The sequence below is a fragment of the Kitasatospora cinereorecta genome (genome assembly GCF_024172095.1).
Classification (GTDB): Bacteria; Actinomycetota; Actinomycetes; order Streptomycetales; family Streptomycetaceae; genus Kitasatospora; species Kitasatospora cinereorecta.
This window is the reverse complement of the sequence record NZ_JAMZDX010000003.1, coordinates 536004-550782: the sequence shown is the minus strand read 5'-3', so window position 1 is coordinate 550782 and position 14779 is coordinate 536004. Positions and strand designations below refer to the sequence as shown.

Genomic DNA, 14779 nt, shown 5'->3' with positions numbered 1-14779 from the left:
GGAAGATCCTACCCGCGCCGTCGCCTCCCGGGGCAGCGGATCAGTGGTTCGCGCCGGGGTCGGCCACCGGGTCCACCGCCAGCCGGTAGCCGCGCTTGACCACCGTGGCGATCAGGCCCGGGACACCGAGGGCCGCCCGCAGCCGGGCCATCGCGGTCTCCACCGCGTGTTCGTCGTCGCCGCTGCCCGGCAGCGCCCGCAGCAGCTCGGCCCGCGGCACCACCCAGCCGGGACGCCGGGCGAGCGCCCGCAGCAGCGCCATCCCGGCCGGCGGGACGGGCCGCAGCTCGCCGTCGACCAGGGCGGCCTGGCCGCGCAGCTCCAGGGTGTGTCCGGCGACCGCGAGCCGGCGGGCCCGGTCGGGCAGCCGGGCGGTGAGGGTCTGCACCATGGCGCCCAGCCGCATCCGCTCCGGCCAGACGGTGGGGACGTCGTTCTCCTCCAGCGGGGCCGCGGTGACCGGTCCGACGCACACCGGCAGGACGTCGCGGCGCAGGGCGTGCAGCAGCTCGGCGCTCAGGCCGCGCTCGGCGGCTCGGGCCAGCAGGCTGATCGCGGCGGGGGCGCTGGTGAAGGTGACGGCGTCCAGCGCGCCGCTGCAGCAGGCGTCCAGCAGGCGGTCCAGCGGGCCGGGGTCGGCCGGCGGCAGCCAGCGGTAGACCGGCACCTCCACCACCTCGGCGCCGGCCGCCCGGAGCGACTCGACGAAGTCCCGCAGCGGGGCGCCGTGCAGCTGGACGGCGATCCGCCGGCCGTCCACGCCCTGCTCCAGCAGGTGCTCCAGCACCTCCACCGAGGACTCCGAGTCCGGCGACCACTCCTCGCGCAGGCCGGCCGCCCGGATGGCGCCCTTGGCCTTGGGGCCGCGGGCCAGCACCCGGGCCTTGCCGAGGGTGGCGATCAGGTCGTCGCCCAGGCCCCAGCCCTCGGCGGCCTCGATCCAGCCGCGGAAGCCGATGCCGGTGGTGGCGACCGCCAGGTCCGGCGGGGCGGCGACCAGGTCCCGGGTGGCGGCGAGCAGCTCGGTGTCGTCCGCGAGCGGGACGATCCGCAGCGCGGGCGCGCGCAGCACGGTGGCGCCGCGGCGCTGCAGCAGGGCGGCGAGCTCGTCGGCGCGGCGGGCGGCGGTGATGCCGATGGTCCAGCCGGACAGCGGCGGGGCGGCCTCGGTGGGCGATCCCGCCTCGGGCGGCGCGGGCCGGGGCGGTGCGGAGGCGGTCGGCACGGAGTCGGACGGCTGGCGGTCGGTCAGGTCGGCCATGGCTCAGGGGTCCTTCAGGTGGGTGGACGGCCATCGTCCCGTGATGCCGTCACACCCCCGGGTCGGTCCGATTACCGCCGTGTTTCAGCAGGTCGGGGCCGATCCGGGGGTGTCGGGTGCAGGTCAGGTCAGGTGCGGGCCAGGGCCACGGCGCGCTCGGCGTCCGGCGCCGCGGTGGGCCGGCGCAGGTAGACGGCCCAGGTCAGGGCGAAGCAGACCGCGTAGGCGACCAGGAAGGAGGCGAAGGCCGGGGTGCCGCTGCCGGTGTCCAGGAAGGACTGCCGGAACGCCAGGTTGATGAACAGGCCGCCGAGCGCGCCCACCGCGCCGATCACGCCGATCGCCGCGCCGGACATCCGCCGCGACCAGGCGGCCGCCGCCTCCTGGCTCTCACCGGCCGCGATCCGGTCCTGCGCCTTGGCGTCGAAGATGCCCGGGATCATCTTGTACGTCGAACCGTTGCCGACGCCCGCGAAGACGAACAGGCCGATGAAGCCGACCAGGAACACCGGCAGCGAGCGCACCGAGGAGGCGTAGGTGACCACGCCCGCCGCGGCCGCCATGGTGACGAAGTTCCAGAAGGTGATCCGGGCGCCGCCGTGCCGGTCGGCCAGCCAGCCGCCGAGCGGGCGGATCAGCGAGCCGAGCAGCGGGCCGATGAAGGTCAGCTGGGCGGCCTCCAGCGGGGTCCGGCCGAACTGGTTCTGCAGGACCAGGCCGAAGGCGAAGGAGAAGCCGATGAACGAGCCGAAGGAGCCGATGTAGAGCACCGACATCAGCCAGGTGTGCTTCTCGCGCAGCGTCGCCGCCAGCGCACCGGTGTCGGACTTCATCGGCGCCAGGTTGTCCATGAACAGCGCCGCGCAGGTCGCCGACACCACGATCAGCGGCAGGTAGATGCCCAGCACCAGCCGCGGCGAGTTCGCCCCCGCCCAGGTGATCACCGCCAGCGCGACCAGCTGGATCACCGGCACGCCGATGTTGCCGCCGCCCGCGTTCAGGCCCAGCGCCCAGCCCTTGCGGCGCATCGGGAAGAAGGCGTTGATGTTGGTCATCGAGGAGGCGAAGTTGCCGCCGCCGACCCCGGTCAGCGCGGCCACCACCATGAACGTGGTGTACGAGGTGCCCGGGTGCATCACGTACGCGGCCGCCAGGGTCGGCACCAGCAGCAGCACCGCCGAGACGATCGTCCAGTTCCGGCCGCCGAACCTGGCCACCGCGACCGTGTACGGGATCCGGACGAACGCTCCGACCAGGGTCGGCATCGCGACCAGGAAGAACTTGCCGGCCGGGTCGACGTGGTACGGCTTGCCCATGAAGAGCACCATCACCGACCACAGGCTCCAGATCGAGAAGCCGATGTGCTCGGAGAGCACCGAGAACAGCAGGTTGCGGTTGGCGGTCCGCTTTCCGGTGCGCTCCCAGAAAGCCGTGTCCTCCGGGTCCCATTCCTGGATCCAGCGTGCACTCGTTCTCATCAGTCACCCCTTGCGGACGGCGCCTCTCCCTGTCGACCACCGACGGTAGGAGAGCGGGGTTTCGAGGAGAATCCGCAGGATGACGCTTGCGGAACGGTTCTCTCACCCGCTACGCCCCACCGGTGTGAGGGGCCCGAAACGCAACGGAGCCGCCCTCCGGAGCGGAGGACGGCTCTGCGTCGCACATGGGGTTGTGGAGATGCCGGGAATCGAACCCGGGTCCAATGGAGTGGATTCAGGACTTCTCCGAGCGCAGTCCGCTGTGCTTTTCTCGGCCCTGGCGGTCACGCGGACAAGCCGCCAACAGGCCCAGCTGCTGTTTGATTTCCCCACCGCCCTCGCAGCCCGAGCGGCGGGTTGAGTTCCCTAGATTATGCCAGGATCCGGGTCGGGAACGCCCCGGGCTGACACCCATTCACTTTCGCAGATCAGGCTGCGAGAGCGAACTGCTGGGAATCGCGCTTAGAGTTGGCGATTATATTTTTGCGACCTGTGGTTAACGAGATCATGGCCGCATTCCTCGGCTCGCTTCTCCTGTTTCGACTGCCACTGTCGAAACCGATCATCCCCATGTTCATTTGACAAACTGCGCCGGAGGGACGGACCCTCCGGTGTCGTTGCTGGACACATGGTACGCGCCGTGACCGGCGAGCGCCAAGCAGATTAACGCTGGCGGCGCCGGGCGGCCGCCACCGCGCGGTCGGACTCGCGCCTGTCCTGCCGCTCGCGCAGGGTCTGCCGCTTGTCGTACAGCTTCTTGCCGACCGCGAGCGCCAGCTCCAGCTTGGCCCGCCCGTCCTTGAAGTACAGTGAGAGCGGCACCAGGGTGTGGCCGGTCTCCTTGACCTTGGACTCGATCTTGCGGATCTCCAGCTTGTGCAGCAGCAGCTTGCGCTTGCGGCGCGCGGAGTGGTTGGTCCACGTCCCCTGGGCGTACTCGGGGATGAAGACGTTGTCGATCCACGCCTCGCCGCCCTGGATGTACGCGTAGCCGTCCACCAGGTTCGCCCGGCCCTCGCGCAGGGACTTCACCTCGGTACCGGTGAGCACCATGCCGCACTCGTAGGTGTCCAGGATGGTGTACTCGTGTCGCGCCTTCTTGTTCTGCGCGACCAGCTTCTTACCCGTTTCCTTTGCCATAGCGCTGGCCATTCTCGCACCCCGCCGACCCGCCCGGACAGCCCTTTACGCCCCGCGCGGCGCGCCCGGCTACGTGTTGCGGGTGCGCAGGCCGGCGAGGACGCGCAGGGCCAGGTCGTCGGCGGGTTCGGCGGGGTGGACGGGGACGTCGGGCAGCAGGCCGGTGCCGTCCGGGGAGCGGCCGGCGGGGGTGGCGTAGTGGCCGACGGTGAGTTCGAGGACGGAGCCGTCGGCGAGCCGGGTGGGCTGCTGGACGCTGGCCTTGCCGAAGGTGCGGGAGCCGACCAGGACGGCCCGGCAGCGGTCCTGCAGGGCGCCCGCGAGCAGTTCGGCGGAGCTCATGGTGCCGCCGTCGACCAGCACCACCAGCGGCGTCGCGGTGTCCCCGCCGGGCGCCGCGGTCAGCTCCCGGGTCGAGCCCTGCACCTGGTACGAGGCGACCGGGCCGCCGTCGAGGAAGAGCGAGGCGGTGGCGACGGCCTCCTGAACCAGCCCGCCGGAGCTGCCCCGCAGATCGAGCACCACGCCCTGGGCGCCCTGCGCGGCCTGCCGCACCTGCTCGGCGACCCCGGAGGTGAACGCCCGGACGGCGATCCGCACCACGCCGGGCCGCGGGTGGTCGACCACGACCTCGCGGACGGCCAGTTCGGCCCGGTTGAGCGACACCTCGCGGACCGGCCCGTCCGCCCGCCGGACCGCGAGCGCGACCGCCGTGCCGGCCCGCTCGCCGCGCAACCGGGAGACCAGGTCGGTGACGGGCAGCTGGTCGGCCGAGGCGCCGTCGATGCTCAGCAGCCGGTCGCCGACGGCGATCCCGGCGGACGCGGCGGGGCCGCCGGGGACCACGTCGGAGACGGTGGTGGCGCCGCCGGTGCGCTCGACGGAGAGGCCGACGCCGGGGTAGCGGCCGCCGGTGAAGTCGGCGTACTCCTCGGGGCTCAGGTAGGCGGCCCACCTGTCGCCGCTCTCCCCGACCAGCCGTTCGGCCTGGGCCGGGCTGAGGGCGGCGCCGTTGAGGTCCTGGGCGGCGAGCCGGGTGCTGTCGCCGGAGCGGCTCTGCGGTAAGCCGACGGGTTCGCCCCAGGCGCCGGCGGCGGCGCCTGCCAGCAGCACGGCGCCGAACAGCAGGCTGAGCGTCGCTCCCTGTCGGACCCGCTGTGCTGTCGGCATGCCCAGGAGTCTAGGCGGCCCGCGGCCCGGGAACCGTCGAACCGGAAGGGACGGACACGCAGCAGCCCCGGACGGCGCACTGCCGTCCGGGGCTGCTGTGACGTTCCGTCAGACCTTGAGGTACTTGCGGAGGGTGAAGAAGGCCGCGATGCCGGCCATGCCCATACCCACCACGACCAGCAGCGGGATGACCGCCAGCACCGAGGACAGGCCGATGAAGTGGATGAACAGCACCTTCTTGGCCAGCCAGCCCTGGACGAAGAAGTGCCCGCCCAGCAGCAGCACGGAGGCCAGCGCCGCGCCGAGCAGCGCGGCGAACGCGGCCTCGGCGATGAACGGCATCTGTACATAGAAGTTGGACGCACCGACCAGGCGCATGATCCCGGTCTCGCGCCGTCGGCTGAACGCCGACACCCGAACGGTGTTGACGATCAGCAGCAACGCAACGAAGAGCATCAACACCATGATCACGAACGCCGCGGTCTGCAGGCCGTTCAGCAGGCCGAAGAGGTTCTCCAGGATCTTGCGTTGGTCCTCGACCGACTTCACGCCCGCCTTGCCGGCGAAGGCGCTCTGGATCACGTCGTACCGGGTGGGGTCGGTGAGCTTGACCCGCCAGGACTGCGGCATGGACTCCGCACCCACCGCGGCCAGCAGCGGGTTGTCCGGGTTGGTCTGCTTGAAGCGCTGGAAGGCCTCGGCGGAGCTCTCGTAGGTCGCGCTCTGCACCAGGGGCATCTTGTCCAGCTGGCTCTTCACGTCCTTGACCTGGTCGTCGGTGGCCGCACCGGTCGAGCACTGCGGCGAACCGTGCTGGTCCGCCTTGGTGCAGAAGTAGATGCTCACCTCGACCTTGTCGTACCAGTACCCCTTCATGGAGTTGACCTGGTCGCGGACCAGCAGCGAGGCACCGGCGAGGGCGAGCGACAGCGCGACACTGACGACGACCGCGATGGTCATCGTCAGGTTGCGGCGGAGACCGACACCGATCTCCGACAGAACGAACTGGGCGCGCATGCTTCTCTTCCTAGCTCTGGTAGCCGTAGACGCCGCGGGCCTGGTCGCGGACCAGGAGACCCTTGTCGAGCTCGATGACGCGCTTGCGCATCTGGTCGACGATGGCCTGGTCGTGGGTGGCCATCAGCACGGTGGTACCGGTCCGGTTGATCCGGTCGAGCAGCTTCATGATGCCGACCGAGTTCTGCGGGTCGAGGTTACCGGTGGGCTCGTCGGCGATCAGCAGCATCGGACGGTTCACGAAGGCGCGGGCGATGGCCACACGCTGCTGCTCACCACCCGAGAGCTCGCCGGGCATCCGGTCCTCCTTGCCGCCGAGGCCGACGAGGTCGAGCACCTCGGGCACCACCTTGTTGATGGCACTCTTGGGCTTGCCGATCACCTCGAGGGCGAAGGCGACGTTCTGCCCCACCGTCTTGTTGGGGAGCAGGCGGAAGTCCTGGAAGACCGTGCCCAGCTGGCGCCGCATGTGCGGCACCTTCCAGTTGGACAGCTTGCCGAGGTCCTTGCCCAGCACGTGGACCGCACCGGTGCTCGGCCGCTCCTCGCGAAGGCACAGGCGCAGAAACGTCGACTTTCCGGAGCCGGACGAGCCGACCAGGAAGACGAACTCGCCCTTCTCGATCTCCAGCGAGACGTTGTCCAGGGCAGGACGGTTCTGCTTGGGATAGGTCTTGGAGACGTTGTCGAATCTGATCACGGCTGCATCACGGGGGCCATCCTAGGTGGATCGGAGCCAGTGACCTTACGCGAGTCCGATGAGCACCCGCAGTCCACGGCCCGCTACTGGCCGTGGTTTCGTCAGGTATCGATCTGGTTTGCCCCGAAAATTGCGATGGATGTCACAGCGGGGTAACCCTTCCCCTCCGGGGGCCGAAGGGTTCGGAACCTGGCAGAGTGGAGAGAGTCGGAACCAAAGTCGCCTCCGGCGCGTTGGCTGTAGCAGCAAGGAGGAGATCGCATGACATGCGACCATCTGGTGTGCGCCAACTGCAACGGCCGCGTGAGCGACGGCCGGTGTCCGGTGTGCCGCGCCAACCGCGCCCGGCTGCAGGAGCAGCAGGGCCCGTTCGCCGCGCTCAGCCCGGCGATGCTGCTGGCCCTGCTGACTGCGGCCCTGCTGGCGCTGGCCCTTCTGGTCCGCTGACCGCAGACCGGTCCCCGTCCACGGGAAAGCCCCGGAGCCACAAGGCTCCGGGGCTTTCCCATGACTACGGTCAGCTCGCGGTCTCCCGCTGCTTGCGCCAGCGGATGCCGGCTTCGATGAAACCGTCGATGTCGCCGTCCAGCACGCCCTGCGGGTTGCCGACCTCGAACTCGGTCCGCAGGTCCTTCACCATCTGGTACGGGTGCAGGACGTAGGAGCGCATCTGGTTGCCCCAGGACGAACCGCTGTCCTTCAGCGCGTCCATCGCGGCCTTCTCCTCCTGGCGGCGCCGCTCCAGCAGCTTGGCCTGGAGGACGTTCATCGCCGAGGCCTTGTTCTGGATCTGCGAGCGCTCGTTCTGGCAGGAGACCACGATGCCGGTCGGGAGGTGGGTGATGCGCACCGCGGAGTCGGTGGTGTTGACGCCCTGGCCGCCGGGGCCGGAGGCGCGGTACACGTCGATCCGCAGCTCGCCCTCGTCGATGTCGACGTGGTCGGACTGCTCGACGACCGGGAGCACCTCGACACCGGCGAACGAGGTCTGCCTGCGGCCCTGGTTGTCGAACGGCGAGATGCGCACCAGGCGGTGGGTGCCCTGCTCGACCGAGAGGGTGCCGTACGCGTACGGGGCCTTCACGGTGAAGGTCGCGGACTTGATGCCGGCCTCTTCCGCGTACGAGGTGTCGTAGACCTCGGTCGGGTAGCCGTGCCGCTCGGCCCAGCGCAGGTACATGCGCATCAGCTGCTCGGCGAAGTCGGCGGCGTCCACGCCACCGGCCTCGGCGCGGATGTTGACCAGGGCCTCGCGGGCGTCGTACTCGCCGGAGAGGAGGGTACGGACCTCCAGCTCCTCGACGGCCTTCTTGACGGACTCCAGCTCGGACTCGGCCTCGGCGCGGGTGTCCGCGTCGTCCTCCGACTCGGCCAGCTCGAAGAGCACCGCCAGGTCGTCGACCCGGCCGCGCAGGGTCTCGAACTTGCGCAACTCACCCTGGAGGAAGGAGAGCCGACTGGTGACCTTCTGGGCGTTCGCGAGGTCGTCCCAGAGGGTCGGGGCGGCTGCCTCCTCCTCCAGGGTCGCAATGTCGGCCCGGATCTTGTCCAGGTCGAGGACGGCCTCGATCGACCCCATGGTCGACTCGAGGTTCTTGAGCTCTTCGGAAGGATCGACGGCTGCCACGCATCAAGCGTAATGGCTCGGCGGCCCGACTCGGCTACAGCGGGGGGTCGAAGGCTCCCCGGGAGGGCCCGGAGAGGCCGGTGAACGCCTTCCCGCCGTGCGGCGGCTCGGCGGCGAAGGCCGCGAACGCGGCGGCCGCGCCGGCCAGCAGGAGCACCACGGCGACCACCACCGCGAGGGTGCGGCGCAGCCGGATCCGGGCCGCCCGGCTGCGCCGGTGGCTCTGCGGGGCGGCGGTGCGCTGGGCACGCGACTCGGCGGCGTAGGAGGCGAGCTCCTGCGGGGAGGGGCGGCGCAGGCTGGTGTGGGTGTCCCGGGTGGAGTCCGGGGAGGGCGCGGGGACCAGCGGCACGGCGGGGCCGCGGCGGCGGCGGTGGGTGCCGCTGCCGGCGTCCACCTCGGCGTAGACGGCCTCGCCCGGGGTGAGCTGCTCCTCGACGGGGCTGCGCGGCGCGGGGACCGCCAGCGGCGGCAGGCCGGCCAGCGAGGGCAGCAGCTCGCGCAGCCGGGCGGCCAGCTCGGCGGCGCGCAGCCGGGAGGCGGGGGCCTTGGCCAGGCACTCGGAGATGATCCGCCACAGGCCGTCCGGCATCCCGGGGACCGGCGGGACGTTCTCGGTCACGTGGCGGCGCAGCACCGCGCCGGTGTGCCCGCCGCCGAACGGGGTGGCGCCGGTGAGCAGCTCGTACAGCACGGTGGCCAGGGCGTAGATGTCGACCGCGGCGCGCGGCTCCAGGCCCTCGATGATCTCGGGGGCGAGGTAGTCCGGGGTGCCGATGATCCGGGTGGCCCGGGTGCGCCGGGGGGCGTCGACCAGGCGGGCGATGCCGAAGTCGGTGAGCCTGGCGCGCGGCACTCCGCCGGGGCCGGGCGCCGCGGCCAGGTCGAGCAGCACGTTCTCCGGCTTGACGTCGCGGTGCACGATCCCGGCGGCGTGGGCGGCGGCCAGCGCCTCGGCCACGTCGGCGATCACCGAGGCGGCGGCCTGCGGGCTGAGCACGCCCTCGCGCTCGAGCCGGCTGCGCAGGTCGCTGCCCTGGACCAGGTCCATCACCAGGGCCAGGTCGCTGCCGTCCACCACCATGTCGTGGACCCCGACCACGTTGGGGTGGTCGAGGCCGGTGAGGGCGGACCGCTCCTGGACGAAGCGGCCGACCAGCACCTGGTCGGACGCCAGGTCCTCGCGCAGCAGCTTGACCGCCACGGGACCGTCCGGGCCTTCGCCGAGCCACACCGTCCCGGCCGAGCCCCGGCCGATCACCTGGTGGACCGTGTACCGGCTGCCGATCTTGCGTGCCAATGCTGCTCCGTGGGCTCGTGAGGTCGGTGCTCAGCGAACAACCTACGCGCCCGGGGGCCCTCCGGGAGCCCCGGACGGCTCCTGGCAGGGCCCTTGCCGGAAAGAAATCTTCAAATTTGTCGACAAATCGTCAATGTGAGCTTCCGGAGAAGCTGCTCAGCCAGGTCTGCGCCTCGCCCCACCACGTCTGCACGTTCTCCCACCAGTGCGGGAGCGGGGTGAAGTTCCAGAGCGCGACCGCGGCGATCGCCAGGATCAGCAGCACCATCAGGCAGCCCTTCAGGCAGCCCAGGCCCGGGATGTACATCCGGTTGCGGCTGCGCCGGCGCGGCTCGCGGGGCTCCGGCTCGCGGTACTGCGGCGCGGGCGGCTCCGGGCGGCGCTGCGGCTGCGGCTCGGCCCGCCGCTGCGGGGCCTGCGCGGGGGCCGGCGCCGGCGGCGGGTACGCCTGCGGCTGCCCGTGGCCCTGCGGCTGCGCGCCGTAGCCCTGCCCCTGGCCCGGGCGCTGCGCCTGGTACGGCGGCGGGGCCACCGGCGGGCGCTGGGCGTGGCCGCCCTGCGGCGCGTACCGGCCGCCGGCCGGCGGCTGCTGCTGGCCGTAGCCCTGGGGGGCGCGGTTGCCGGGCTGCCGGCCGTAGCCCTGCGGGCCCTGCCCGGGGCGCTGGCCCTGCGGCGGGCCCTGCTGCGGGCCCTGGCCGGGCCTGGGGGCCTGGTACGGCTGCGGGGCGACCTGCGGGCGGCTGAGCTCGTCCGGGTCGAAGTAGCCGATCTCGGTCTGCTGGTTGCGGTCCCGGGCGGCGCGCAGCTGGGTCTGCCACGGGTGCGGGGTCTCCGGCGCGGCCGGCGCAGCGGGAGCGCCGGGCGCCCCGGCGGGCATCGGGGGCATCACCCGGGTGCGGTCGGCCGCGCCGGCCGCGGCCGCGGGCTGGCCCATCACCTGGGTGCGGTCCTCGGCGGCGCCGGGCGTCGGGGCGTGGCCCATCACCTGGGTGGCCGCCGCCGGGTCGAAGCCGCGGGTGGGCAGCACCTGGGTCGGGTCGGCGCCGCCGGTGGCGGCAGCGGCCGCGACGGCCGCGGCTGCCGCCAGGGCCGGGTCGGTGACCAGCAGCTCGCCGACCGACAGCGCCGCGTCCACGGCCGCCGGGGCGGCGTGCACCCCGACCCCGGCCGCGACCACCCGCAGGGCGTGCGCCAGCGAGACGGCGGTGGGGCGCTCGGCCGGGTTCTTGCGCAGGCAGCGCTCGATCACCGTCCACAGCGGCTCGGGCATGGTGCGCGGGCGCTCCGGCTCCTGGGCCAGGTGCGCCTGGAGGACGGCCAGCGGGCCGTCGCCCTGGAACGGCGGGCGGCCGGTGACCAGCTCGTACAGCATGATGCCGGCGCCGTAGACGTCCACCGCGGCGGTCTGCGGGCGGCCGTCGGCGGACTCCGGGGCGACGTACGCGGGGGTGCCGACGAACTCGTGGGTACGGGTGATGCCCGGGGAGTCGGCCAGCCGCGCGATGCCGAAGTCGGTCAGCATCGGGTACATGCGCTCTTCGCCGTCGCTCTGCGTGGTGGCGAGCAGCACGTTGGCGGGCTTGAGGTCGCGGTGCACGATGCCGTCGGCGTGGCTGACCGCGAGCGCGTCGGCGACCTGGGCCATCAGCAGCGCGCCGGCGATCGGCGAGAGGGGGCCGTTGGTCCGCAGGTAGTGGAACAGGTCCGGGCCCTCGACCAGGTCCATCACCAGGGCCAGCAGCTCGCCCTCGACCACCAGGTCGCGGGTGCGCACGATGTTGGGGTGGCTGAGGCGCAGCAGCACCGAGCGCTCCCGCAGGAAGCGCATCACCACGTCCGGGTCGGCGGCCAGCTCCTCACGCAGCACCTTGATCGCCACGGCCTGTCCGGGCTGCAGCCCGGGCACCGCGACGTCCTCGCGGACCCGGCCGCGCCACACGGTGCCGGTGGCCCCGCGCCCGAGGCTGTCCTCGAGCAGATACTTGCTGCCGACTGGCCGCACCTGTGCACTCCTCGCTGGCCCCTGTTTTCGGCAACTCTAACGGTGTCCGAGCGGCTTTCCGAGGCGAGCGGCGGGTGTCCTGGTCAGCGGCCCGGCACGCTGACCACGGCCTGCCTTGACCTGACGTTCCGTCCGGCCCACCATGGCGATGATCGCAAGATCGTCAAATCCGGTACCGTACGCGGGCTGTCCCTCCCGGGTGGCAGGATGGCAGGCACCACACGTGTGCAGAAGGGACACAGGGGCGAGATGCAGATCCGGCTCACCGTCCTTCGACCGCGCAGCGGCCCGTCGGGTGCCGGCGCCTCCACCGACGTCCTGGTCACGGCCCCGGCCGGAACGGCGCTCGGCTCGGTGGCGCACGCCCTGGCCGGGGCCGTCGGCGTCCGCGGTCCCCGCTCGGCCACCCACGTCCACCTGTACGCGGGCGCGCGGCGGCTCGACGAGTCGACCCCGCTGGGCCGCCCCCCGCTGCTGGACGGCGCGGTGCTCTGCCTGAACGAGCCCGACCCGGACGCGACCGAGGACGACGGGCCGCAGCCGCACGCCGCCGAGCTGCGGGTGGTCGGCGGGCCCGACGCGGGCGGCGTCCACCACCTGCACGGCGAGGAGATCCGGGTCGGCCGCTCCTCCGAGGCCGACGTCCCGCTGGACGACCCGGACGTCTCCCGGCTGCACCTCGCGCTCCACCTGGCCGCCGACGGCCGGGTCACCGTCCGCGACCTCGGCTCCACCAACGGCACCGTGCTGGACGAGCCCCGCGGCGCCGGCGCCGACCAGCGCTTCCTGCGGGACGAGAGCGCCGAGCTGGCCGACGGCGGACTGGTCCGGATCGGCGAGTCCACCCTCCAGGTCCACCGCCCGAAGGCCGCGGCGACCCCCTCCCCGGCCCGCGAGCCCGCGCCCGACGGCGAGGGCCACCTGAGGATCGCCCCCCAGCCGGCCGCCCGCGCCCACCTCGCGCAGCCCGTACCCGCCCCCGAGCCGGAGCCCGCGCAGCCCGCCGGGCGCAGCCGCTCGCTGCTCTCGCTGCGCCGCGCCAAGGCCCCCGAGTCCCCCCGGCCGGACGCCGCCCAGCAGCACGCCGCCGCCCGGGCCCGGCAGGCCGCCGCCCAGCGCGAACGCTGGCCCGACCCGGCCGCCCTGCTGCTCACCGCCCTGTCGGCCGGACCGCGGCTGTGGGAGCGCGGCCCGGCCCACCCGGACGCGCTGACCCTGCGGCTGGGCACCGCCGACCGGCCGGGCGGCGCCGGCACCGCCCCCGGCACGCTGCTGCCCGCCGTCCCGGTCACCGTCGACCTGCAGACCGCCGGCAGCCTCGGCCTGGCCGGACCGCGCCACCGGGTGGCCGGCCTGGCCCGCGCCGTGGTCGCCCAGCTGGCCGCCCTGCACCCGCCGAGCGGGCTCAGCGTGGTGGTGGTCGCCGCCGAGCCGGAGACCGCCGCCGAGTGGACCTGGGCCCAGTGGCTCCCCCACCTGCGGCCGGCCCACGGCCAGGCCTGCCGGCAGCTGTTCGGCTTCGGCCCGGAGCAGGCCGAGGCCCGGCTCGCCGAGCTGGCCACCGCCTCCGCCGGTGCCCCGGCGACCGTCCTGGTGGTCGACGGCGACCCCGGCGGGCAGGCCGCCCGGGACGCGCTCGCCGTCCTGCTGCGCCAGGGCCCTGCGGTCGGCGTCTTCACCGTCTGCCTGGCCGACCTGCCCGAGCGGCTGCCGGCCGGCCTCGGCGCCCGCGCGCTGGTCACCGGCGAGGTCGGCACCCTGCTGACCGTCGAGCGCCCCGCGGCCGGCGCCCGCGAGCAGGTCGACGAGGTCGCCCTGGACGCCGTCTCGCCCGCCTGGGCCGAACGGCTCGCCCGGGTCCTCGCCCCGCTCCGCGAGGCCGCCCCGGCCGCCCGCGGCCCGCTGCCGGAGGCCCTGCGCCTGCTCGACCTGCTGCGGCTGGAGAGCGTGTCGCCCGCCAAGCTCGCCGCGAGCTGGTCCGCCCTGCCGCCCGGCGCGGGCAGCGCCACCGCGCTGCTCGGCACCTCCCGCGAGGACGACACCTGCGCCCTCGACCTGGCCGACCCCGACCTGGTCGAGCCCGGCGAGAGCGGTGGCCCGCACCTGCTGATCGGCGGCGCCGCCGGCTCCGGCAAGACCGAGCTGCTGCGCACCCTGGTCGCCTCGCTCGCCGTCTCCGAGCGCCCCGGCCGCCTGGACATCACCGTGGTGGAGGGCCGCCGGGCCGGTGAGGACGGCGGCCTCGGCGGCTGCACCGACCTGCCGCACGTCGGCGAGCACCTGAACGCCGACGACGACCCCCGGCGGGCCATGCTGCTCGCCCAGTCGCTGCTGGACGAGCTCGACCTGCGCGAGCACCGCTTCGAGGGCCGCGGCTTCACCGAGTGGCACGCCGCCCGGGCCGCCGACCGCGCCCCCGCCCTGGTCGCCCCCGGCGGGGCCGCCGTCGCCCGGGCGTCCGGCGCCCGGGTGGTCGAGCCGCGCCGCGCACCGGACGCCGGGCCCGCGCCCACGCCCGCGCCCACGTCCACGCCTGCCGGCGACGAACCGGTCCGGGCGGTGGTGGTGGTCGACGACTACGACGCGCTGCTCTCCCCCACCTCCGCGGCCGGCCGCCCGCTCGCCCGCGCCCTCTCCGAGGTCGCCCGGCGCGGCGGACGCCTCGGCCTCCACCTGATCGCCGCCACCGGCGCCCCCGAGGCCACCGCCGGTACCGAGCTGGACGAGGCGTCGCTGCTGCGGATAGCCCTGCGTACGGACCAGCCCGCCGAGTCCGACCTGCTCATCCACCTGCCGGACGCCGCGACGCTGTCCGACACCACCCCCGGCCGCGGCTTCCTGCGCCGGCCGGACGGCGGCGTGACCGCCTTCCAGGCCGCCCGGGTCAGCGGACGCATCCCCCGGACGGCCACCCTCCGTCCGACCGTGGTCGCCCTCCACACCGCCGACCTCGGCGCCCCGCCGGCCCGCCGGCCGGTCCGCGAACTCGGCAACGGCCCCACCGACCTCGCCCTGCTGGCCAGCGCCCTCCAGCGGGCCGCCGAGCAGTAACGCCCGGCAGTGACCGGGCGGGCGCGACTCCCC

General features: G+C 73.8%; 11 protein-coding genes and 1 other RNA gene. 2 read left to right on the top strand and 10 right to left on the bottom strand.

What is annotated here, in order from left to right:
* Positions 1-40: 40 nt before the first annotated feature.
* The 7 genes from FHR36_RS16045 to ftsE form a co-directional block, all read right to left on the bottom strand.
* Complete coding sequence (locus FHR36_RS16045; RefSeq protein WP_253797899.1) at positions 41-1261, bottom strand: uroporphyrinogen-III synthase; 1221 nt, start codon at positions 1259-1261, stop codon at positions 41-43.
* A gap of 128 nt (positions 1262-1389) precedes the next feature.
* Positions 1390-2739, bottom strand: coding sequence for a nitrate/nitrite transporter (locus FHR36_RS16040; RefSeq protein ID WP_253797898.1), 1350 nt, complete (start codon positions 2737-2739; stop codon positions 1390-1392).
* 191 nt (positions 2740-2930) lie between these two features.
* Positions 2931-3309, bottom strand: a transfer-messenger RNA (tmRNA) gene (gene ssrA / locus FHR36_RS16035).
* Positions 3310-3402: 93 nt separating this feature from the next.
* Complete coding sequence (gene smpB, locus FHR36_RS16030; protein ID WP_253797897.1) at positions 3403-3879, bottom strand: SsrA-binding protein SmpB; 477 nt, start codon at positions 3877-3879, stop codon at positions 3403-3405.
* 69 nt (positions 3880-3948) lie between these two features.
* Entirely contained in the window at positions 3949-5049 is a 1101-nt protein-coding gene (locus tag FHR36_RS16025; RefSeq protein ID WP_253797896.1) for a S41 family peptidase, read from the bottom strand.
* A gap of 108 nt (positions 5050-5157) precedes the next feature.
* Positions 5158-6066, bottom strand: coding sequence for a permease-like cell division protein FtsX (gene ftsX, locus FHR36_RS16020; RefSeq protein WP_253797895.1), 909 nt, complete (start codon positions 6064-6066; stop codon positions 5158-5160).
* Between the two features lie 10 nt (positions 6067-6076).
* Positions 6077-6766: a cell division ATP-binding protein FtsE gene (ftsE, locus tag FHR36_RS16015; RefSeq protein ID WP_035863161.1), complete on the bottom strand. Its 690-nt coding sequence runs from the start codon at positions 6764-6766 to the stop codon at positions 6077-6079.
* A gap of 261 nt (positions 6767-7027) precedes the next feature.
* On the opposite strand from ftsE, the gene FHR36_RS16010 reads away from it, so the two are divergent.
* Positions 7028-7213, top strand: a complete 186-nt coding sequence (locus tag FHR36_RS16010) for a hypothetical protein (RefSeq protein ID WP_253797894.1) — start codon at positions 7028-7030, stop codon at positions 7211-7213.
* 70 nt (positions 7214-7283) lie between these two features.
* Here FHR36_RS16010 and prfB read toward each other — a convergent pair whose 3' ends face one another.
* The 3 genes from prfB to FHR36_RS15995 all read right to left on the bottom strand — a co-directional run bounded on the left by prfB (position 7284) and on the right by FHR36_RS15995 (position 11695).
* The gene (gene prfB / locus FHR36_RS16005; RefSeq protein WP_253797893.1) at positions 7284-8393 is read right to left on the bottom strand and encodes a peptide chain release factor 2; all 1110 of its coding nucleotides are present in this window, start codon (positions 8391-8393) and stop codon (positions 7284-7286) included.
* Between the two features lie 34 nt (positions 8394-8427).
* On the bottom strand, positions 8428-9693 hold the full coding sequence (locus tag FHR36_RS16000) for a serine/threonine-protein kinase (RefSeq protein ID WP_253797892.1): 1266 nt from the start codon (positions 9691-9693) through the stop codon (positions 8428-8430).
* A 130-nt stretch (positions 9694-9823) separates the two neighbouring features.
* Positions 9824-11695: a serine/threonine-protein kinase gene (locus tag FHR36_RS15995; protein WP_253797891.1), complete on the bottom strand. Its 1872-nt coding sequence runs from the start codon at positions 11693-11695 to the stop codon at positions 9824-9826.
* 249 nt (positions 11696-11944) lie between these two features.
* On the opposite strand from FHR36_RS15995, the gene FHR36_RS15990 reads away from it, so the two are divergent.
* Entirely contained in the window at positions 11945-14746 is a 2802-nt protein-coding gene (locus FHR36_RS15990; protein WP_253797890.1) for an FtsK/SpoIIIE domain-containing protein, read from the top strand.
* Positions 14747-14779: the final 33 nt, after the last annotated feature.

Excerpts from the sequence above, each read along its gene's own strand:
- FHR36_RS16045 (WP_253797899.1), bottom strand. The coding sequence starts at position 1,261 with ATGGCCGACCTGACCGACCGCCAGCCGTCCGACTCCGTGCCGACCGCC.
- FHR36_RS15990 (WP_253797890.1), top strand. The coding sequence starts at position 11,945 with ATGCAGATCCGGCTCACCGTCCTTCGACCGCGCAGCGGCCCGTCGGGT.
- FHR36_RS16010 (WP_253797894.1), top strand. The coding sequence starts at position 7,028 with ATGACATGCGACCATCTGGTGTGCGCCAACTGCAACGGCCGCGTGAGC.
- FHR36_RS16040 (WP_253797898.1), bottom strand. The coding sequence starts at position 2,739 with ATGAGAACGAGTGCACGCTGGATCCAGGAATGGGACCCGGAGGACACG.
- ftsX (WP_253797895.1), bottom strand. The coding sequence starts at position 6,066 with ATGCGCGCCCAGTTCGTTCTGTCGGAGATCGGTGTCGGTCTCCGCCGC.
- smpB (WP_253797897.1), bottom strand. The coding sequence starts at position 3,879 with ATGGCAAAGGAAACGGGTAAGAAGCTGGTCGCGCAGAACAAGAAGGCG.
- FHR36_RS16025 (WP_253797896.1), bottom strand. The coding sequence starts at position 5,049 with ATGCCGACAGCACAGCGGGTCCGACAGGGAGCGACGCTCAGCCTGCTG.